Source organism: Microbulbifer mixtoriginis (SeqCode), assembly GCF_052466865.1.
In genome coordinates, this window is record NZ_CP174293.1 from 705,557 (window position 1) to 725,439 (window position 19,883).

At 48.3% G+C, this 19,883-nt stretch carries 19 protein-coding genes and 1 tRNA gene; 7 read left to right on the forward strand and 13 right to left on the reverse strand.

From position 1 onward, the window contains the following. Positions 1–28 precede the first annotated feature (28 nt). Complete coding sequence (locus tag ACJJJA_RS03115; RefSeq protein WP_444903723.1) at positions 29–304, reverse strand: hypothetical protein; 276 nt, start codon at positions 302–304, stop codon at positions 29–31. Between the two features lie 464 nt (positions 305–768). Between ACJJJA_RS03115 and ACJJJA_RS03120 the strand changes: the two genes are divergently transcribed. Then, positions 769–1,716 (forward strand): GlxA family transcriptional regulator, encoded by a 948-nt coding sequence (locus ACJJJA_RS03120; RefSeq protein ID WP_444903724.1) that lies wholly within the window; start codon positions 769–771, stop codon positions 1,714–1,716. Positions 1,717–1,967: 251 nt separating this feature from the next. Next, positions 1,968–2,609 carry a hypothetical protein gene (locus tag ACJJJA_RS03125; RefSeq protein WP_444903725.1) on the forward strand — a complete coding sequence of 214 codons (642 nt, stop codon included), beginning with the start codon at positions 1,968–1,970 and terminating at the stop codon, positions 2,607–2,609. 270 nt (positions 2,610–2,879) lie between these two features. Here the strand turns inward: ACJJJA_RS03125 and ACJJJA_RS03130 are convergent, their stop codons facing one another. Together ACJJJA_RS03130 and ACJJJA_RS03135 are read right to left on the reverse strand one after the other, a co-directional pair. Next, on the reverse strand, positions 2,880–3,893 hold the full coding sequence (locus tag ACJJJA_RS03130; protein ID WP_444887899.1) for a zinc-dependent alcohol dehydrogenase family protein: 1,014 nt from the start codon (positions 3,891–3,893) through the stop codon (positions 2,880–2,882). A 580-nt stretch (positions 3,894–4,473) separates the two neighbouring features. Further along, on the reverse strand, positions 4,474–5,241 hold the full coding sequence (locus ACJJJA_RS03135) for a hypothetical protein (RefSeq protein WP_444903726.1): 768 nt from the start codon (positions 5,239–5,241) through the stop codon (positions 4,474–4,476). A gap of 748 nt (positions 5,242–5,989) precedes the next feature. On the opposite strand from ACJJJA_RS03135, the gene ACJJJA_RS03140 reads away from it, so the two are divergent. Beyond that, positions 5,990–6,502, forward strand: a complete 513-nt coding sequence (locus ACJJJA_RS03140; RefSeq protein ID WP_444887901.1) for a hypothetical protein — start codon at positions 5,990–5,992, stop codon at positions 6,500–6,502. A 348-nt stretch (positions 6,503–6,850) separates the two neighbouring features. Here ACJJJA_RS03140 and ACJJJA_RS03145 read toward each other — a convergent pair. The 6 genes from ACJJJA_RS03145 to rpsU form a co-directional block, all read right to left on the reverse strand. Beyond that, positions 6,851–6,927: transfer RNA gene (locus ACJJJA_RS03145), tRNA-Ile, on the reverse strand. A gap of 308 nt (positions 6,928–7,235) precedes the next feature. Next, entirely contained in the window at positions 7,236–7,655 is a 420-nt protein-coding gene (locus tag ACJJJA_RS03150; protein ID WP_252084337.1) for a diacylglycerol kinase, read from the reverse strand. A 90-nt stretch (positions 7,656–7,745) separates the two neighbouring features. Continuing rightward, the gene (gene rpoD / locus ACJJJA_RS03155) at positions 7,746–9,626 is read right to left on the reverse strand and encodes an RNA polymerase sigma factor RpoD (protein ID WP_444887903.1); all 1,881 of its coding nucleotides are present in this window, start codon (positions 9,624–9,626) and stop codon (positions 7,746–7,748) included. Between the two features lie 195 nt (positions 9,627–9,821). Then, entirely contained in the window at positions 9,822–11,783 is a 1,962-nt protein-coding gene (gene dnaG / locus ACJJJA_RS03160) for a DNA primase (protein WP_444887904.1), read from the reverse strand. Between the two features lie 24 nt (positions 11,784–11,807). Next, the gene (locus ACJJJA_RS03165; protein WP_444883624.1) at positions 11,808–12,254 is read right to left on the reverse strand and encodes a GatB/YqeY domain-containing protein; all 447 of its coding nucleotides are present in this window, start codon (positions 12,252–12,254) and stop codon (positions 11,808–11,810) included. A 201-nt stretch (positions 12,255–12,455) separates the two neighbouring features. Next, a complete protein-coding gene (rpsU, locus tag ACJJJA_RS03170; RefSeq protein ID WP_020411530.1) occupies positions 12,456–12,671 on the reverse strand; it encodes a 30S ribosomal protein S21 in 216 nt (71 codons plus the stop codon). Positions 12,672–12,844: 173 nt separating this feature from the next. On the opposite strand from rpsU, the gene tsaD reads away from it, so the two are divergent. The 3 genes from tsaD to folK are packed head-to-tail and all read left to right on the forward strand — an operon-like array spanning position 12,845 to position 14,808. Beyond that, positions 12,845–13,879, forward strand: a complete 1,035-nt coding sequence (tsaD, locus tag ACJJJA_RS03175) for a tRNA (adenosine(37)-N6)-threonylcarbamoyltransferase complex transferase subunit TsaD (RefSeq protein ID WP_444887905.1) — start codon at positions 12,845–12,847, stop codon at positions 13,877–13,879. Positions 13,880–13,924: 45 nt separating this feature from the next. Beyond that, on the forward strand, positions 13,925–14,314 hold the full coding sequence (folB, locus tag ACJJJA_RS03180) for a dihydroneopterin aldolase (protein WP_444887906.1): 390 nt from the start codon (positions 13,925–13,927) through the stop codon (positions 14,312–14,314). A 2-nt stretch (positions 14,315–14,316) separates the two neighbouring features. Continuing rightward, positions 14,317–14,808: a 2-amino-4-hydroxy-6-hydroxymethyldihydropteridine diphosphokinase gene (gene folK, locus ACJJJA_RS03185; protein ID WP_444887907.1), complete on the forward strand. Its 492-nt coding sequence runs from the start codon at positions 14,317–14,319 to the stop codon at positions 14,806–14,808. A 69-nt stretch (positions 14,809–14,877) separates the two neighbouring features. On the opposite strand, the gene ACJJJA_RS03190 is transcribed toward folK, so the two are convergent. Beyond that, complete coding sequence (locus tag ACJJJA_RS03190; RefSeq protein WP_444887908.1) at positions 14,878–15,990, reverse strand: NADH:flavin oxidoreductase; 1,113 nt, start codon at positions 15,988–15,990, stop codon at positions 14,878–14,880. A 148-nt stretch (positions 15,991–16,138) separates the two neighbouring features. Here ACJJJA_RS03190 and ACJJJA_RS03195 point away from each other — a divergent pair, with 148 nt between their 5' ends. Then, the gene (locus ACJJJA_RS03195; protein ID WP_444903727.1) at positions 16,139–16,600 is read left to right on the forward strand and encodes a winged helix-turn-helix transcriptional regulator; all 462 of its coding nucleotides are present in this window, start codon (positions 16,139–16,141) and stop codon (positions 16,598–16,600) included. Positions 16,601–16,621: 21 nt separating this feature from the next. Here ACJJJA_RS03195 and ACJJJA_RS03200 read toward each other — a convergent pair whose 3' ends face one another. The 3 genes from ACJJJA_RS03200 to ACJJJA_RS03210 form a co-directional block, all read right to left on the reverse strand. Further along, on the reverse strand, positions 16,622–17,680 hold the full coding sequence (locus ACJJJA_RS03200) for a type 1 glutamine amidotransferase domain-containing protein (RefSeq protein ID WP_444903728.1): 1,059 nt from the start codon (positions 17,678–17,680) through the stop codon (positions 16,622–16,624). Between the two features lie 202 nt (positions 17,681–17,882). Beyond that, entirely contained in the window at positions 17,883–19,130 is a 1,248-nt protein-coding gene (locus ACJJJA_RS03205; RefSeq protein ID WP_444887911.1) for a sensor histidine kinase, read from the reverse strand. Beyond that, positions 19,114–19,809 carry a response regulator transcription factor gene (locus ACJJJA_RS03210; RefSeq protein WP_444887912.1) on the reverse strand — a complete coding sequence of 232 codons (696 nt, stop codon included), beginning with the start codon at positions 19,807–19,809 and terminating at the stop codon, positions 19,114–19,116. The genes ACJJJA_RS03205 and ACJJJA_RS03210 overlap by 17 nt, the downstream gene beginning before the upstream one ends. Positions 19,810–19,883: the final 74 nt, after the last annotated feature.

Here is a 19,883-nt window from a genome sequence, read left to right on the forward strand (position 1 = left end):
GTACATCTTATTAGTGTTCGACAATAAATTAACGAGCTAGGTGAACATTAATTACCTCACAGTTCTCCTTACCCACTGTAGCCGTTGGCATACCACCACCCTTGATATTGGTATCGGGCTTTTTAGGAATAATGATGTACATACGATGATAGTTACGTAATACGTAGTCTTTCTTGTTTGCGCTTAACCAAGGGTATTCGTTTGCAATGGCGGCTACCCCTCTTGCCAGGGCAATACCATCGGTACAATTATTTGGTGTGGTGGTGGCCATAACCATGGCTATTAGGGCAGATGAAAAGAGCATAAATCTTGTTCTTTGGCCGAAGTCGGGGTAATTGAGGCACTAAGCTGTCACTCGGGAAGTATAACTAAGTCGGATACAGAGCTGTAGTGATCTATACCAGAGTTTTGTCAATCTATACTCTCTCACAGCAGAGTGACAGGTCTATACCGGTCACTCTGCTAAACCTATTTTCCCTCATGAATTCTCAACTATCCCCATACTGATTTATTTGCTTTGCAATATCTCCATTTGATTATCCGCTTCGACGGTTCTCAGTTGAAACTATAAAAGGAGAAATTTGAAGGAATGAGTACTTCTGAATAGCGAATATCTGTGGCTTGCGACACGAGTACATAAGATGGAATGGAAAATGAAGCTGTTACCCACAGCGTATTTTGCGTTGCAATCGGCATGTCTGTTTTTGTCGTAATTGCGTCTTTTGTGACATTTCTAGAGGAGTAGAATAGGTACAAGGAGGAATTACTATGAGCAGAAAGATTGGTTTTTTCATTGCCGATGGTTTTCAGGCCTTGGACTTATTTGGCCCCTTGGATGCATTTATGGAGACTAACAGTTTTATCAGTGAGGCCTATTCTTGCTATTTATTAGGTTTGTCTTCAGGGGTTGTTGAAACAGTATATGGACAATCCCTTTCTGTAGACTGCGATATCTTTGAATTACCACAAGTCGATTACTTGGTCATTTGTGGCGGTGTTGGAATGCGGCAAATGGAACTGAGCTCGAAGCAACTCAATGCTTTGAGGCTGATAGCTGAAAATGCCCGTAGGGTAATGAGTATCTGTACCGGTGCTTTTATTCTGGCAAAGATTTTTCCTGAACAGAGTCATAGAGTTACTACACATTGGCGACATTGCCGAGAATTGGCACAACAGGCAGTTAATTATCAAGTAGAAGAAGACCCGCTGTTTATTGAAAGTGAAGGAATCTGGTCTTCCGCCGGTGTTTTATCCGGCGTCGACCTAGCCTTAGAGATCATCCGAAGAGACCACGGCAATACTATTGCTGCGAGTGTTGCCAAAGAACTGGTGGTCTATCTACAGCGCCGTGGTGGTCAGGCACAGTACTCAGACTTATTACAGGTACAATCTGGCGATAGCATGCGTCTCAACCCATTGCTGGAGTGGTTAGCTCAAGATTATCAAAAACCTATCAGTGTCTCCGATATGGCCGAGAGAATATCTATCAGTGAGCGTCAGTTAACACGCTTGTTCAAGCGTCATTTACACAGCACGCCTAGCCAGTATTTAAATCAAATTCGTCTCAACCGGGCGCGGGACCTGATTACTTGCGAGTCCTTGAGCTTGGAGCAAGTAGCTCTACGAGTGGGCTTTTCCAGTTACGATAGTTTTCGCCGGGCCTTTCACCTTCAGTTTGGGGTCTCTCCCTCATATTTCAGCCGGAATCAAGCATAAAACAAAGATTATTTTTAATTATCTACTTGTTATTTTTTTATATAAAGCCAACACACTTGAAACTGATAAGGTTAGTGTGTGGAAGGAAGATATACAGCAATTGCAGAAATTAATTGAGACACATCATATAGATCCGCTTGTTAATGTTGATAAATATGAATTCTATGAGCAAATCCATAATCTACTTAAATCTCTGCCAGATATGAATGAAACAGAAGTAGAGGTGGGAATAATGCGTTTAATACGTAGTATTGGCAAAGTTTCTTTATGGCACTGGCATTATTGATGGACAAGATGAGGTGACTTACCAGTTTTTAAAAGATGGTAGATCTATCTCAATGAAAGTGCACTCTGTGCCTATGGAAAAATTTGGTGGGCTGAACACACAGTATCCGGTTTTGGTTCCTGATATTAATTATTTTAATATCGACTTGTCTGGTATCCGCCTGGCTTTACTAAGAAAGTACGACGCAGTTTACGTGGACTTTGATAGTTATCCAGATTTACCTGATCTTCAAGAACAGTTTGAGAATATTGTTGATATCGTACGTGATAGTAGAGTTCAGAATCTTGTTATCGATTATCGAGATAATCATGGCGGAAATTTTTACGTAGGATTGGCTCTCTCTTCCTGTATTAAAAATTTGGATCAATTCGATTGGCGCAATGGTATATATGTAATGATTGATGAAGGTACTCAATCAGCAGCGATGAGTAATGCGGCCCAGTATCAGCAAATTCTCAATACCAACTTGGTGGGTACTCCGACAGGCGCCGATCCTAATATAGCCTCTGAAACTAACCGTTTTAAGCTTAAAAACTCGAAGAGAGATAAGCATTGCCAAGCGCTATTATCGCTTTATTCAATTTCCTACCGATGCGCTCTACCCTGATTTTCCGATGACGACAAGCTGGCGTGACTATAAGCAGGGTAGGGACGGAGCACTATTACAGTTACCAAATCATATTCAAGAAAAGGATCGTGAAAGTTAGGTAAAGTCATAGTAAATATTGACTTTCATTGTACTGAAAAAATAATACACTGCACTCGAAATTTTATTAGGTATCAATACTCATTGAGCGTATCCATGAGTTTATACATAATAAATGCCGGTAGCAGTGTATTACTCATTTTCTAGGGAATAGCTCTTTAAAATAAACGGTTACCACTCCACACAAATCTTACCAAAGTGCGAACCGCTGGTTTGATACTCAAAAGCTTCCTCAAGATTGGCAAACGGAAATGTCTTATCGATAACTGGATGCACTGTGTTGCTTTCCAATGCCGCAACATAATTCTGCTGTTCACGGCGATTTCCCACAACCAGCCCTTGTAGGCGTGCTTGTTTTCCCATCAGTAATGCTGTTGGGACTTCTCCCTCTCTGCCAGTTAGCACCCCAATGAGAGAAATGTGCCCCCCCACCCTAACTGACTGAATGGATTGTTCCAAAGTGGCGGGCCCACCCACCTCGATAATATGATCGGCCCCTTTGCCATGGGTTAACTCCAGTACTTTTTCTGACCACTGTGTATGGGTTTTGTAATTAATCCCGTGAGTTGCCCCCAGCTTCTTGGCGCGTTCTAGTTTCTCATCGGAGGATGAGGTCACAATTACTTGGGCGCCCAACATATTGGCAATTTGAATTACGGCAATAGATACGCCGCCAGTACCAAGGGTTAAAATTATATCTCCTGGTTTAACCTTGCCATCGCTGACCAAGGCCCTCCAGGCCGTGAGGCCCGCTGTGGTAATAGTGGCAGATTCAGTATGACTCCAGCCCTTGGGTGCCAGGGTAAATGCAGTGGCATCACGTACTACATGCTGGGCTGCCATTCCATCAATGCCATCTCCGGGTGTATTGGCGAAGCCCCAAACACTGTGGCATGCCGGCCCTGCCTGCCATTGGGGGAAAAAGCAGGAAACCACGGAATCACCGATCTTAAATTCGGTGACACCCTCACCAACGGCCTCAACTGTTCCTGCACCATCAGACATTAAAATACGGCCATCTTCGGTAGATATACTGCCGTCGGCAACCAGCAAATCATGGAAGTTGAGCGAGGATGCGCCAATGGCAACACGGATCTGCCCAGGCCCTGGCTTGCCGGGGTCATTAATTTCGCTCAGAGAGATATTTTCAAGACCGCCAGGTGCTTTTAGCGTCAGTGCTTTCATGATCCTCACCTTTTGTTGAATAGCGTGCTCTTTTATTTGTATCAGTCAATCAATACTGGTCTTTGATCATGGGGTTACAACTGGCATTTCTCAAGTGTATAAAAAATTATTGCTCCAACTTTTAAGTCAGCCAAAAATCATCTATTGGTAACTTCTATGTCGCCGATTTCATCGGTTGGTTAAATTTTAATTAAAATGATTAAGCTAAAAAATAGCTAATTCAATTTTCCTTGAGCGACTTTTCATTCAGTGATAACTTCTATTGAAGATTGATTTTGCTTAAATTTAATTTATCCGTTTTGGTTGTGGGTTAATAGTGACGGATAAAATGAAGAGCTTTTTGAAGTGGTATGTTTCCTCTATGAATAATGGACAGTGTATCAAACACCTATTTCCTCTTTAATTGTGTTCACTTTTAAATTGTGCAAAAAGATTTTTATATAAATGAATAACTTCTATCGCTGTAGAATAGAATCAGATAGTTCGAATGCTAGTCGTCTTCCAAGAGAAAATAGCCGCTTTGTGGTGCCATTTTAATTCGATAAGGGTTCTCCAGGGTTCTCCTTTATTTTCCCGATTTTTAATCCTGGGCATACTCGGATATCTTAATGTTGTGAAGTTTAGGTATTCTTTCCTTGCCCTGTTTGCTTAGGCAATAGAGTACCTCTGACTTAAATGTACTTTTATCTACAGATTCATGCCCCTGCCGCCCATTAATAAAATTATCTCTAATGATCTTTATATCTTCATTAGAAAAGTCTAACTTTATATCCATCAAAGCTTTTTCAAATTTCATCAAATGTATCACGTGAAGTTTATCAGACATAGACACTGAAATAACGCCTTTAGGCAGAAAGCCAAAGTACTGAATTGCTGCATCAATATTTTCGTAATGCTCATATTTAACTTTATTTTTGAAGTGATAAAGGAGGGATTTTCTTGATCCTCTATGCTTGGTTAAATACAGTTGTGGACAGTCGGCATAACAAAAATAGCGCCCTTTAGAAAGCATGGATAACCATATAGCAGCATATCCCCCCATAGATGACCCAGCAAAACAAACTCTACGTTTTGCTACAGGTACATCAGATAGCATTTCTTCTACAAAGCTAAAAACTTCAGGCAAAAAACTTCCATTTTTGCTGTTTAGAAACCAGCCGCCATGAAGGTTGGGGTTGTTTTCATTCAAAGACGGATCTGCAATTGCTATAATACAATGTTTTGGAAATAAGTTGGCCCATCGAAATCGGGTAAATTGAGGTAAGTGTTTTCTACCTGCACTAGGCAAAAGAACTATAAGTCCATTTTCAATTTTATCAGGACGAATTATTCTTGCATATTTATCCATAAAAATTCTAATTACAATTGTTATTTATAAATGATTCTATTTATATAAGCTTGCATGCGAATTAGCAAGAATCGTAGTTGAGAGAGATAATATAAGTTGTTGTTAGGAGGGGGCAATAAATAGTTTTAACCGAATTGAACTAGATGGCGCCTAGATTGATGTTAAGCATACAACTTGTATTCTGGATTTTGAGGTCTGTGGTAAGACACCTTTATATATGCCATTGAGAGTAGTAGGAAATATATTCTTTTAATATCAAATTTCAACCAAGGTTGGTTAGGTTTTGAGTTAGAGAAAATTTCACCTTTATGGCCACTTCATGGTGATTCCATATATTGTTGTATACTTTAATGTCCATGTAGGTTTTGGCGCAAAAATATCCTTGGAGCAAGGTTGTTGAGTAATCCTGAGAGAAGCTCTGAACCAGATTATTTTACTCATTGTGGTCTTGGTAATGTTGATGACGGTCAATCACTTTTCTCTGCAGAGTTGCCAATATATTCTTTAAGCTCACGACTCTTCTGTATGGCGTTGAAGGGGTCATAGGGCTATATACTTCAAGTTTTTATTCATTATTCTCTATGAGAAAATCTTATATCTAACTTAAGGTTTAAGTACTTGCAATATATTTATTTGGGTGCTTAAAAGGTCTAGAAATTAAAAATTATTTGAATGGAAAGAAACTGGCGTTATTTTCTGCTGCTATAAGTATTTAGTGGTATACGTCTCTGGGAAACTGGTATAGCTCATGACAAAGACTTTTAATGGGAATAAGTTGTTGATAGCTCTGATTGTATCTTTATCTGTAGAAAATTTTGCGTATTCTGAGAGTTACGATACGGGCGATGAGCGTGATTGGTTGTTGAATGCAGAAAATGATAAAGATCGCTTAATTTTACTGCAAAACTATCTTGGTGGTTTTTCTGTTTCCATGTGGGAAGTAGGGGATCGTTACAAAACCATATATTCGGCGCTTCAGAATGAGAACTTTGACCTAGCTATATATCATTGGAAAAAAATTAAAGCTGTCATTGAGAATGGTTACCTAAAACGTCCTGCCCGGAGGGCAAATTCGGATGCAATTTTTATAAACTCAACATATGAAGCTGTGCTTAGTGCATTTGAGACCAGGGATATAAAAAAAGCTTGGCAAGGGTTTTCCAATGCCCGTTCTGCATGTATGACATGTCATGTCGCTGAAAAAATACCTTGGATGAATGATCAAAATTTATTTAAAGATACTGCTGTTTCAAATAACTGAACACTATTTTTTATTGATTTACTAATAGGATTGAGCACCCTATTTGAAATTACAACACTTCGACTAGTTGTTAGGAGTAGTCTTGATATAGATCTATTCATAATAGTTCAGGTTTCTAATCGCTCTCTACCAGCTGTGAGTATCATCCGCTGTAAAAGTTTTTATGACCTTCTATGTTTCTTGGAGATTTTGGTGGTGATGGCGGATTAATAGTTTGATGTTTGAATTTAGTGGCTCTAGAAAAGGTGTGATATATCGTTAGCTACTTCAAAGTTGGGAGTGCGTGCTTTTCCTAGGCGCCTAGAAAGCCAGTGAGTCACATGAGAAGGGATTAATTGGGGATTAAAATGGTGGGCCCTCCGGGACTTGAACCCAGGACCTGCCGATTATGAGTCGGATGCTCTAACCAACTGAGCTAAGGGCCCACACTTTGCTTGCGGGTATCGTTGCAAGCGGTTGGGCAAAGTACAAGATTTTTCCTTTCAAATCAATGCCTTTGTGGCAGAAATTTCTTCTTGTCGTGTTTGCACAACAACGTCAATCTCAGTAGCTATTATTTGAGCGGTCTTTAAATTTTAACTTCCCAGCCTAGAAAGTAAGGGATGGATATCCCATTTTGAGCTTGTTGGTACGCCTGTTCAGTTTGCTGGTGTTAGTTAGTACCATTGTTCAGGTTATAGAAGGGGAGGCGTAGCCTCCTTTTTTTATAACTAACGATTTTCAAGTAGTGCGGTTAAATCGGCAACTTGGGAATCACAATACAACCCCAGACGATAAACCACATTAACAGGGCCACTGCTACTGCGGCAGAGCCGGTGTCTTTGGCGATCTTGGCCAGTGGGTGCTTCTCAGCTCCTATGCGGTCCACAGTGGCTTCAATAGCGCTATTGATAAGCTCCAAAGGCAATACCACCAGGCTAACAGCTATCAATACGGCGCGTTCAGCCGGGGTGTCTCCTACCCATAGGGCAAAAGGGACAAAGAAGATAGCGAGGATAACTTCAATACGAAAGGCTTCCTCATTACGCCAGGCGGCGCTGAGACCTTCGCTTGAATATTTGGCGGCGGCAATCAGGCGGGCAATGCCTTTTTTGCCTGGCTTGTTGGCGACTTCTTCAGACTCTTCCGGTTTATTGGCGACTTCTTTTTGCATGCTGCTCTCCTGCCATCCGTAGACCCTTGCGGGCGGTCATGATTGTGTCACATAAAAAAGCCCGGTCGAACCGGGCTTTTTCGTGGGGGCTTACTCGTCGAGGAAGCTCCGCAGGTGCTCTGATCGGGATGGGTGCCTCAGCTTACGCAGGGCCTTAGCCTCGATCTGGCGAATACGTTCACGGGTTACATCGAACTGCTTACCCACCTCTTCCAGGGTGTGGTCGGTGTTCATGTCGATACCGAAGCGCATACGCAGTACCTTGGCTTCACGCGCGGTTAGGCCGGAGAGCACGGAGCGGGTGGCGTCGTGCAGGCCGGTCTGGGTGGCGGTGTCCACCGGGGAGGACTGGTTCTGGTCCTCAATAAAGTCACCCAGGTGCGAGTCTTCATCGTCACCGATAGGAGTTTCCATGGAAATGGGCTCCTTGGCGATTTTGAGAACCTTGCGCACCTTGTCTTCCGGCATATCCATGCGCTCGCCCAGCTCCTCCGGCGTGGGTTCGCGCCCCATTTCCTGTAGCATTTGGCGGCTGATACGGTTGAGCTTGTTGATAGTCTCAATCATATGCACCGGGATACGAATGGTACGTGCCTGGTCTGCGATAGAGCGGGTAATAGCCTGGCGAATCCACCAGGTGGCGTAGGTGGAGAACTTATAGCCACGGCGGTATTCGAACTTATCCACCGCCTTCATTAGGCCGATATTGCCCTCCTGAATCAGGTCCAGGAACTGCAGGCCGCGATTGGTGTACTTCTTGGCGATAGAGATAACCAGGCGTAGGTTAGCTTCAACCATTTCCTTTTTAGCGCGGCGGGAGCGGGCCTCGCCAATGGACATACGGCGGTTGATCTCTTTGATCTGGCCTACGTCTAGACCGGAGCGCTCTTGGCACTGGGCCAGCTTGCGTTGCGCGCGAACGATATCGTCTACGACATGACGCAGGGCGTCAGAGTAGTCGCGCTTCTTTTTGATGATCGCGGGGATCCACTCTTCATTGGTTTCGTTGCCGGGAAATTCCTTGATAAAGGTCTTGCGCGGCATACGTGCACGCTTGATGCACAAATTCATAGTGATGCGCTCTTGCCTGCGCACACTATCGAGAATATCGCGAACTTCGCCGTAGAGAGGATCGAACTGGCGTGGTGCCAGTTTGAAGTAGCGGAATACCTCGGCGACGGCTTCCAAAGCAGTACCGGCTTCCTTGGAGTCGCGACCGTGGGCGGCGATGGCCTCATCGGCGGCTTTCTGCGCAGCGATCAGCGCATTCATGCGCTCGGCCAGCTCCTCTGGGTCGAGACCGCCGGCGTTTTCCTCTTCTTCCTCGCTGGAGGAATCGTCGGCGTCGTCCGAGTCATCGTCCTCTTCGCCTTCGCTTTCAGAGGACTCGCTGCTGTTGTCGCTTACTACAGCGGCTTGGCCAGCCTGGGCTCCGGGGGGCACATCTTCTGCTGGGTCGAGCCAGCCGGCGATGACATCGGGGATACGGCGCTCTTCTTTCTCGATTAGCGCGTATTCATCGATGATTTGCTGTACTGCGCCAGGCCAGTAGGCGAGGGCGGCCATCAGCTCGCGTAGGCCCTCTTCGATACGCTTGGCAATGGCGATTTCGCCCTCGCGCGTGAGCAGCTCTACAGTGCCCATTTCGCGCATATACATGCGTACCGGATCGGTGGTGCGGCCTACATCAGACTCAACTGCGGCCAGTGCGGCGGCGGCTTCGGCTGCGGCGATTTCGTCGGCGGAGCTGTCACCCTCGGCCATCAACAACTCTTCGGCATCTGGTGCGCTTTCGAACACCTTGATACCCATGTCGTTGATCATGCCAATAATGTCTTCCACCTGATCGGGATCGGAAATATCTTCCGGGAGGTGGTCATTTACCTCGGCATAGGTGAGATAGCCCTGCTCTTTACCGCGGGCGATCAACTCCTTGATACGGGAGGTTTGTTGCTGGGTTTTGTCGGTCATGCACAACCCTGAATTCTGGGGATGAAAATACGGGACAAAGACGCGGGATTATAGCGTATATGCACTAGCAATAACCACTCTAGCTGTCAAGCAACGGCTCTGGTGTGAATTTTAGGGTGCTGAGGTTCCCGTTCCCGCCCGGCGGGGTGAGTGAATATAGTGTTGAGGCCGCAGTTTTCAAGGGGTTATTGCAGATTAATTGTCTTTTCTGCGCCAGTTGGCCAATAAAGCCAGTTGTTCTTCCTGACTGAGCTGGGCACCGGCTTTTAACTGGGCCAAGAGATCGCGATTGCGCTGCTTGGCATCGGATTTTTCTAGGTGACGTAGACAGTCGTTAAATTCAGCCTGGGGATCGTATTCCAGGTTGCTATCGCCTTGGGCTAGGTGACGAACCCCGGAAACTAGGGGAGATATCGCCAGCTTAGCCAGAATATCGCTGGATTCGGCGCCGTGATGGGCGCGCCAGTGGCCGATCAATTGGCGAAAGTTAAGTTGTGGGCGGCTCTTGAAAAGCTCCACCAGCTGGGCAAATAACAGCAGGTCTGGGTTGTCGGCGCCGAGGAACTGTTGCAAGTCCTCAATCTGCGCGGCCAGCTCGGGGTGGTGGAGGATCAGCGCTACTAGCATACGTTCAGGAGGTAGGCGATACTGGCCGGTGCGGCGTGGGCTGTCCCCAAGTGTGGGGGAATATTCAGATTCGTCTTCGCGGGGCCAGGGTTCCGGCGGGGTGCGGTGTTGGAGTTCCTCATCCTGCTCGGTAGAGAGGGGTGCGCCGGTGACAGTTGGCTGTGCCTGTGCTTGCTGTAACTGGGTGTTGCGAGCTTTCTCTGCGTGAATCACCTCCTGCAGAGTGTCTTTGTCGAGTCCGGTACGCGAGGCCAGCTGCTGGAACATCAGTTGGCGATATACGCCTCCTGGCAGCAAATCCAGCAGTGGGGCGGCCAGCTTGGACAGGCGCGCGCGGCCGTCCATGGTCTGGAGGTTGATGTCTTCGCTGAGCAGGTCGAAGAGAAAGTCCTCCAGGGGGCGAGCCTGCTCTTCTATCAGTTGCTGGAAACGTTCTCCACCCAGTTGTCGCACCAGAGTGTCCGGGTCTTCTCCTTCCGGCAGCAACAAAAAGCGTAGGCTGCGGCCGTCCTGCATATGGGGCAGGGCAGATTCCAGTGCGCGGCGGGCGGCGGCGCGGCCGGCGCGGTCACCATCAAAACAGAATAGCAATTCACTAGTATGGCGAAAGGCCAGCTGAATGTGCTCTTCGCCGCAGGCGGTGCCAAGGGTGGCGACGGCGTAGCGGATATCGAACTGCGCCAGGGCCACTACATCCATATAGCCCTCCACCACGATCAAGCGCTCTAAGTTGCGATTGGCCTGGCGCGCCTCCCATAGGCCGTAGAGTTCACGGCTCTTGTGGAAAATCGGGGTTTCCGGGGAGTTGAGGTACTTGGGCTTTTCGTCCCCCAATACCCGGCCGCCAAAGGCGATGGTGCGGCCGCGCTGGTCGCGAATGGGGAAGATGATGCGGTTACGGAAGCGGTCGTAGTGGTGACGCCCGCCTGGTTTGCTGTTGCCGTCACTGTCCTGGCGGCGAATGGCGAGTCCAGCCAGTTCAAGCTGGTCGGCCTTTTCGGGAGTGTCGGCCAGGGCATTGAGCAGGTTGTCCCAGCCCGGTGGTGCCAAGCCGATGTCGAAATCTCGGGCGATTTCCCCGGATAATCCGCGATTGCGTAAGTAGGCCACTGCGTTACCTGCCGCAGGGTGGTTGCGTAGTTGTTCTCGGTAGAATTCTGCAGCTTTTTCCGTCAGTTGATAGAGGGATTGGCTTTCCCTCTGGCGCTTTTCCTGCCCGGGAGCCAATGCCTCTCTGGGTACTTCCAAGCCGCGGGTGGCCGCCAGTTTTTCCACGGCTTCGGGAAATGGCAGGCGATCGTATTCCATCAGGAAGCCGATGGCATTGCCGTTGGCGCCGCAGCCGAAGCAGTAGTAGAACTGCTTGTCTGGGCTCACGGTAAAAGAGGGGGTTTTTTCGTCGTGGAAGGGGCAGCAGGCTGAGTAGTTTTTTCCGGTCTTACGCAGTTTTACCCTACTGTCCACCAGCTCGACGATATCTGCGCGGGCGAGCAGGTCGTCGATAAAGTGCTGGGGAATCTTGCTGGGCATACTGTTCTGTAATCCGGCTGGGCGTTAGGCCAGTCGGGCCTTAACCAATTTGCTGACTGCGCCCATATCTGCACGGCCTTGAACCTGAGGCTTCACCTGGGCAATCACTTTACCCATGTCGGCCATGCCGCTGGCCCCGGTGCTCTGCACGGCGGAAGCGACAATTTCGCTAATCTCCGCTTCGGTCAACTGTTTGGGCAGGAACTCTTGGATGACTTCGATCTCCGCCTGTTCCACTGCAGCCAGCTCGGCGCGGCCGGCCTTTTCATACTGGGTGATGGAGTCGCGGCGCTGTTTGGTCATCTTGTCCAGCAGAGCGAGGATACGCGCGTCATCCAGATCGATGCGCTCATCCACTTCAACTCGTTTGATCTCAGCATTGATTAAACGCAGGGTGGCAAGACGCTCTTTGTCGCGTGCTTTCATTGCGTCTTTGGTCGCTTGAGTCAGGGTGTCCTTGAGAGTGCTCATAGTGAGTGTTCCGGGATTGGCATTGATTGTGGTTTATTGGGTTGAGCGCTAAGGATAGCGCGTCCGACGAGCATGGAAAATGCGGTTGGCAGAACGAAAAACGGCGCGCGAGTAGGGCTCGCACGCCGTTCTTTATAGCTCCGCTACGGGCTAAGCCCGTCCGGCCGCCTCGCTGCGACAGGCTTATTCAGCCTGCGGCTCTTAGTAGAGACGCTGGAACTTGCGGTTTTCGCGCTGAAGCTTTTTAGCGTGACGCTTAACAGCGGCAGCAGCTTTGCGCTTACGAACAGCGGTGGGCTTCTCGTAGAACTCGCGACGACGTACTTCAGACAGTACGCCTGCTTTTTCACAGGAGCGCTTGAAGCGGCGCAGAGCGATATCGAAAGGTTCGTTGTCTTTGATTCGTACAGAGGGCATTAGGATACCTGTTAAAATTCGTTTCTCTCGGCCATTCCGGCAATGCTCTCGCAGTTGCATCCGGTGGCCGGTTCACAGCGAGGGCGCAAATTCTAAACACTCCTATACGGGATCGCAACCCCATTTTCCAGTATGATAACCGCCCCTCGAAGTAGTCACGAGAATGAAATCAAGTGCGCGTCCTCGGTATAGAAACTTCCTGCGATGAAACTGGCGTCGCTATCTACGATTCTGAGTCCGGTCTGCTCGGCCATGCTCTATTTAGTCAGGTTGACCTGCACGCCGGTTACGGCGGTGTAGTCCCTGAACTGGCAAGCCGCGACCATGTGCGAAAGCTGTTGCCGTTGGTACGGCAGGTAATGGCGAAGACCAATACCAAGCCTTCCGATTTGGGGGGTGTAGCTTATACCGCCGGTCCAGGCTTGGTTGGCGCCCTGATGGTGGGCGCCTGTGCCGGCCGCGCCCTGGCGTATGGCTGGGGGGTGCCGGCTGTGGCTGTACATCATATGGAGGGTCATTTATTAGCTCCGATGCTGGAGGACAATCCACCGGCTTTTCCTTTTGTGGCCTTGCTGGTCTCTGGTGGTCATACCCAATTGGTCGAAGTGCGCGGTCTTGGCGACTACGAACTGATGGGGGAATCCCTGGACGATGCCGCTGGTGAAGCTTTTGACAAGGCCGCCAAGATGCTTGATCTGGACTACCCCGGTGGTCCGCGTTTGGCAGCCTTGGCTGAGAAAGGTGATCCCAAGCGCTTTACCTTTCCTCGCCCTATGACTGATCGACCGGGGCTGGATTTTAGCTTTTCGGGCTTAAAAACCTTCACCCTGACCACTGTGCGTCAGCACGCCCTCGAAGATGGCCTGCCGGATGAACAGACCTGTGCGGATATTGCGGCAGCCTTCCAAGAGGCGGTTGTGGATACTCTAGTGATTAAATGTCGTCGTGCAATTAAAGCCTCTGGTTATAAAACTCTGGTCATTGCCGGTGGGGTTTCCGCGAATAAATTGTTGCGTGAACGTTTAGAAACGTGCCTGCGCAAGGATAGTGCCAGCGTCTACTACCCCCGTCATGAGTTTTGCACCGATAACGGCGCTATGATCGCCTATGCCGGTAGTTTGCGTTTGCAAGCCGGAGAACAGACGAGCCTTGCAGTTGATGTGCGTCCACGTTGGCCAATGACAGAATTGCCCAAGACCGAACTTTAAGAAATCCCAGGGGCATCCTGGCAGTAAAAAGAAAAGAGCCGATAAATGGATATTGTTTATATACGGGATTTAAAGGTGAATACCATTATCGGTATTTACGAGTGGGAGCGGGAAGTACGCCAGACTGTCAGCCTTGATATAGAAATGGCTTTCGATATCAGCGAGGCGGCGCGTACAGACAATATCGAGCACACACTTAACTATAAGGCGGTAGCCAAGCGCTTGATCGCTTTTATTGAAAGCAGCGAGTTCCTGCTGGTGGAAACTATGGCGGAACAGGCTGCGGCAATTGTCAGGGAAGAGTTTTCCGTAAGCTGGCTGCGACTGCGTTTGTCCAAGCCGGGTGCGGTCCGAGGGTCCAGGGATGTGGGTGTCATTATTGAGCGTGGCGAAAGGCCAGCAAAAGGTGCAGCAGCGATGTCTGCGGGAGTGTAAACGTGGCTCAGGTGTATCTCAGCCTCGGCAGTAATATCAATCGCGCGCAATATATCCGCGCAGCGCTGGATGCCCTTGCAGGACAGTTTGGCGACTTGAAGGTGTCCCAGGTTTTCGAGAGCGAAGCGGTAGGATTCCCTGGGGATAATTTTTACAATCTGGTGGTGGGACTACAAACTGACCTGCCGGTAGGACAGCTGGCCCTGTGTCTGCGTGGTATCGAAGATGCCAACGGCCGCCTGCGCTCTGGACCTAAATTCAGTGCGCGCACCCTGGATATTGATATTCTTACCTATGATCAACTTACAGGGACTATCGACGGGGTAAAATTGCCTAGAGGTGAGATTGTAAAAAATGCCTTTGTTTTACAGCCTCTGGCAGAGATTGCTCCGGAAGTATTGCATCCGGTCGAATTGAAAACTTACCGTCAGCTGTGGAATGAGTACGACCAGGCTTCACAAAAATTGTGGCCGGTAGAATTTATTTGGCCGTGATTCCAATAATTTTTTAAAAAATGTAGATAAAAAAGCAGCCCTTTGAGGCTGCTTTTTTGTTAGGAATAATTAACTTAGGCTCATTAGCGCCTCTTTGGTGAACGGAGTGATTTCCTCCGCGCGATCTTCACGCACCTTGGCGAACCAATGTGGGTCTTGTAATAGCGCGCGGCCAACGGCAATCAGGTCGAACTCCTGGTTGTCCATACGGCGGGTCAGTTCGGCTAAATCGGTAGGATTGGCAGTGCCGCCCATGCCCTGGTTATTGCCGCCGATAAAATCATCGTCGAGGCCGACACTGCCGACAGAAATTACCGGTTTTCCCGTCAATTCCTTGGTCCAGCCTGCCAGGTTGAGATCAGAACCCTCAAATTCTGGCACCCAGAAGCGTCTTGTAGAGGCGTGGAAAATATCAACGCCAGCTTCAGCTAGCGGTGTTAGGAAGCGTTTCAGTTCTTCAGGGTTTTGCGCCAACTTGGCTTCGTAATCCTGCTGCTTCCACTGGGAGTAGCGCAGCACTATGGCGAAATCTTCGCCTACGGCTTCACGTACCGCTTTGATAATTTCTACTGCAAAGCGGGTGCGATTTTCGATGGAGCCACCGTACTCGTCATCGCGTTGGTTGGTACCTTCCCAGAAAAACTGGTCGATCAGATAGCCGTGGGCGCCGTGGATCTCTACGCCGTCAAATCCAATTTCCTTGGCTGCTTTCGCCGCGTCCGCAAAAGCTTTTATAACTTCCTGGATGTCCTCTTTGCTCATCGCCTGGCCATTGGGCTTGCCGGGTTTGAACAGGCCTGAGGGGGAGTAGCCGGGCACTGATTTATCCGGGCCTATGCCCTCTTTGCGCACGGAGCCTACGTGCCATAACTGCGGGATAATCTGGCCACCGGCAGCGTGTACTTCGTCTACCACTTTTTTCCAGCCAGCGAGAGCGGCCTCACCGTAGATTGCCGGAACATTCTCGTAGCCGTTTGCGGCTTTATGATTAACGAAGGTGCCTTCGGTAATAATCAGTCCCACTTCACCTTCAGCTCGGCGGCGATAATAGCCGGCCACTTGGTCATTGGCTGAATAGCCTGGTGACATAGTGCGGGTCATGGGGGCCATTGCGACCCGGTTGCGTAGCTTTAGGGATTTATGCTCGAAAGGACGCAGTAGGTTGTCCAGGGAACCACTCATATTTCTCTCCTGAATTGCTCGATTCAACACTGGGACTCACTGGTCCCACAAGGTCACAATTAAAACGGTTGCGTTATAAGGCCTTATTTTAAGGTTGAGTTCAATATCTGGTTTCGTATTGCAACTCTTTTGCCGGTATAATGAGGGTATGTCACGTAAACGCTTTGATGATCTTGATTGCTCCCTGGCTTGCGCCCTGAATGAGGTGGGGGACTGGTGGTCCCTGCTGATAATTAAGCAGGCGATGCTGGGTACCCGCCGTTTTGTGGATTTCCAAAGAAATTTGGGAATTGCCAAAAATATCCATGTGGATCGGTTATCACGTCTGGTGAATAACGAGGTGCTAGTTCGCTTTGATGCGGGTGAACACGGCACTCGCTACGAGTACCGCTTAACGGAAAAAGGTCGGGACCTGTTTACGGTGGTAATCGCCCTGCGCCAGTGGAATCTGCGCTGGAATGGCAATAAAGATGGGATGCACCTGGTCGATAAAAACAGTGGTGAGCCTATCTCCGAAGTGGCTGTACAGAATGCCCAGGGACAAAAACTCAGTATTCGCGATGTATTATTTGTGGATGAAAATGGCCAGCCCCTAGAGCAGGCTGGCTAGCTGGCTTCTTGAGAGGCTCTATCAATCCTGGCTATTGGACAGCAGTCTGATTATGTCCAGAGCCCTGCCCGGCTCCCAGCGCATAACAGAGACAACGCCGTGCATGGCCAGTAGACGCTGGTCTATTTTCCCTTTCTCCTGAAGCTTTTGTAATTTCTCTGTGGCCTCGGTAAAGCCATGCTGCTCATAAGTGAGTAGTAATTTGACGGTCTGCTCCGCCGGAGTGATTTGGCGTGGAACAGGGGTATAGCCCATCGCGTTTACCATACTCTCAGCCGCTAGCCAGGTGGACCAGGGGTTTTGCCCGGTAATAAGCTGGCCATCCACACTGACTTGTTCCAGGTAAGTGGGCCCAGCCTGAAAAAACGCGCCTTGCTCACGTAATCGATCCTCAAGCAGGAATGGAAATCGTTGCTCGGCGTCAGGAATAAGAAAAAGCTCCTCTTCGTTAGTAAAAGCACTGATCTGCCGATCGGCGATTAAGGGCTCGCCATTATCCAGGGTGACATTGGTAAGGGCTGCTGGCCCGTGGCATACCGCTCCGATAATTTTGCCGCTGTTATAGATTTCCCGCACCAGGGACTGGATATGGGGATTGTCGGGGAAATCGAACATGGTGCCTTTACCGCCGACAAAAAATACGGCCTGGTAATCCTCTGCTGATACTTGATCGATAGGAATACTGTTGTTGACCTTTTGTTGTGCCTCCGGGTCATTGAGAAAGGCATAGTCGAAAGGCCCCAGATCATCTTTATCGATCACCGCAGGCGGTTTGCCGCCTTTGGGACTGGCAATATCGACAATAAATCCGTTGGCTGAAAAGATGTAATAGGGGCGTGCCAGTTCAGTTAATTCATAACCAGTCGCCTTGCCACTATCTCCCATCGTTTCAGTACTGGTGACAACAGCTAAGATTTTTCCTCGGCTTTCCCTGGGTAATTGTTGTAAATACGGCAGGTCACTTACTGTCGTAGTGGAAAAGTCCTGCTCTTGGGGTGGAATTAGGCCCTTAATCCAAATAATAAAACCAAAAAATACGGACAAAGTCAGAGCCAGGGAAATAACAATTTTCTTCAACATATTAATCTCCAAAATTGCAGTAGCAGACGGAAAATCTTCTAGTGAGTTCGTAGGAGAATAAGGGATGGAAGGTGAAATTCAGGTGAGATTGCAATTGCTATTTAGGAAGAAAGAAAAAGCTGCGCTCGAGATCGTATAAGGTATGGATGCTGATTCACTGTGCATCTCGAGCGCATACGGTAAAAATTTGAATCTTAGAACGCTACTGTGTAAAAAACAGAGCGCACTGATAAATATTGTTTCGACATTGGATTGAGATGGTCCAATTTAAGGCTTCACAGATTCTCTTGGCCAGGAAAAGGCCTTGACCAATGCCGTCACTGCCTTCCCTTTTTTGGCCGGGTAAGAGGGAGGTTTCTAGATCTAATTGGTTGTCTGTGGCGTTCTCAAAAAAGAGTGTGTCCCCCTTATAGGTAATAACCAATTCAGGGCTGGTAGCGTGCTGTAATGCATTGCTGATCAAGTTGTCGAAGAGCAGACTTACTAGGTGTCGATTGGCCAGGACTCTGACTTTGTGCCCTAACTTTAAATCAACATTAAAGTGCTTTTGTACAATTAACTGGTGTTGAGCTAAAAGGCGTTCCTCTATTAAAGCGCGCAATGGGATATCTTCCGACTGTAGAGACTCAGAGCGGGCGAGGGCTAATAGTGTCTTAACGGTTTTTTCCATACCGATAACAGTTTCTAATAGCTCATTTTTCTCAGCTAAAGTCATTTCCCGATTTTGACTGAGAGCCAGTGTGCTTTTCAGAATGGTTAGCCCGGTGCGCAACTCATGGCTTGTATCCCTGGTAAACTCAGTTTCCCTGCGCAATGTTAGCTTGAGCTGGTTAAGTGTATCTTGCAACGTACTTGCGAGATAACCGATTTCATCTTGTTCATTGTTATAGGGCAGGGAAATTTGAGAATCGCAGTTTCTCTGCTGCTGAACTGCTTTAGCGAGGGTTACTACAGGCGCGATGGTTTTACGGGAAATACGAAAAGCACAATAGAGGGCTAAGAGTAGGGTCAAGATACAGGCGCTGGCAAAGAGCCAGAGAAGTTTTGAAGATTGTTGCGTAACAGTGAGCAATTCACTGACTTCAGCTACGAGAATGGCGGAATGTTTGTCCGGAAAATGTACTCTGCGTAAATGGAAGTGATGTTCAGTATCACTAAACCACTCAGCCTTTTCTGCATAGCTTGGTAAGGCAGTGCGCAGTTCGGCCGGTATTATTTTGCTTTCAGTGTATAGCGTTAAATAGGGTAGGCGTGGCTCTGGGGTCGCATTAGTCAGTCTTGCCTGCTGTTCGAGATAGCGGACTTCTCCGGCCAATAAGTTATCGAGTAAATGGTCTTCAACTACATAGGCCACCATCATACAAATGGCAAAAAACACCAAGCATAGCAGCAGGGTAAAACTGCCAAAAATAGCGAAGACCTTCCTCTGTAAATTACTGGTTTCGCGCATTGGGAGTTTCCAACTGATAACCGAGATTGGTGATGGTTTTCAACATAGGGGCCTGGAAAGGCTTATCCAGTGTTTGGCGAAGACTATAAATGTGGGATTTTAAGGCGTCTGTTTCTGGGGGTTCATCACCCCAAATATGGTGGATTATTGCTGAGCGGCTTACTGGTGCTGGCGACGCCTGGGCGAGCATAGTGAGAATGCGAAAACCGATAGTTGTCAGGGGCAGAGGTTGTTTATTCCGGTAGGCGGTTTGCTGGCGCTGGTTTATCTGTAAATCACCGACCTTAATTTCTTCACTGGTATGCAGCTGGTGTCTACGTGCCAGGGCGCGGCATCTCAGTATCAGTTCTCTTGGTTCGAAGGGCTTACATAAGTAGTCATCGGCACCGATACCAAATCCGCGTTCTTTATCTGCGAGAGCATCGCGGGCAGTTAACATCAGAATTGGCATGTTAACTGGCGCTTGTGCCTTGATCTTTTCACAGACCTCCAAACCGTCTATATCCGGCAGGCCCAGGTCGAGAATGATCAGGTCGAAGATTTGTTCCAGGGCCAGCTGTAAGCCCTGGTGACCCCGGTGGGCATAATCTATCTGCCAGCCCTCAGCATGTAGGAATTCGGCAAGCTGGCGGGCGATAGTGGGGTTATCTTCAATCAGCAATATCTTCAGTGAGCGCACCGGCAAATCTCTTGTGGCAGAAGAAGTTGAAAAACATTCTGACAGAGTGCCGGTGAAATTGAAGTGAAGCCCCG

Coding starts and splice junctions, on each gene's coding strand:
- ACJJJA_RS03115 (WP_444903723.1), bottom strand. CDS start 304: ATGCTCTTTTCATCTGCCCTAATAGCCATGGTTATGGCCACCACCACA.
- ACJJJA_RS03135 (WP_444903726.1), bottom strand. CDS start 5,241: ATGGATAAATATGCAAGAATAATTCGTCCTGATAAAATTGAAAATGGA.
- ACJJJA_RS03195 (WP_444903727.1), top strand. CDS start 16,139: ATGTCACGTAAACGCTTTGATGATCTTGATTGCTCCCTGGCTTGCGCC.
- dnaG (WP_444887904.1), bottom strand. CDS start 11,783: ATGCCCAGCAAGATTCCCCAGCACTTTATCGACGACCTGCTCGCCCGC.
- ACJJJA_RS03200 (WP_444903728.1), bottom strand. CDS start 17,680: ATGTTGAAGAAAATTGTTATTTCCCTGGCTCTGACTTTGTCCGTATTT.
- folB (WP_444887906.1), top strand. CDS start 13,925: ATGGATATTGTTTATATACGGGATTTAAAGGTGAATACCATTATCGGT.
- ACJJJA_RS03165 (WP_444883624.1), bottom strand. CDS start 12,254: ATGAGCACTCTCAAGGACACCCTGACTCAAGCGACCAAAGACGCAATG.
- ACJJJA_RS03120 (WP_444903724.1), top strand. CDS start 769: ATGAGCAGAAAGATTGGTTTTTTCATTGCCGATGGTTTTCAGGCCTTG.
- ACJJJA_RS03150 (WP_252084337.1), bottom strand. CDS start 7,655: ATGCAAAAAGAAGTCGCCAATAAACCGGAAGAGTCTGAAGAAGTCGCC.
- ACJJJA_RS03140 (WP_444887901.1), top strand. CDS start 5,990: ATGACAAAGACTTTTAATGGGAATAAGTTGTTGATAGCTCTGATTGTA.
- ACJJJA_RS03190 (WP_444887908.1), bottom strand. CDS start 15,990: ATGAGTGGTTCCCTGGACAACCTACTGCGTCCTTTCGAGCATAAATCC.
- ACJJJA_RS03130 (WP_444887899.1), bottom strand. CDS start 3,893: ATGAAAGCACTGACGCTAAAAGCACCTGGCGGTCTTGAAAATATCTCT.
- rpsU (WP_020411530.1), bottom strand. CDS start 12,671: ATGCCCTCTGTACGAATCAAAGACAACGAACCTTTCGATATCGCTCTG.
- ACJJJA_RS03205 (WP_444887911.1), bottom strand. CDS start 19,130: ATGCGCGAAACCAGTAATTTACAGAGGAAGGTCTTCGCTATTTTTGGC.
- rpoD (WP_444887903.1), bottom strand. CDS start 9,626: ATGACCGACAAAACCCAGCAACAAACCTCCCGTATCAAGGAGTTGATC.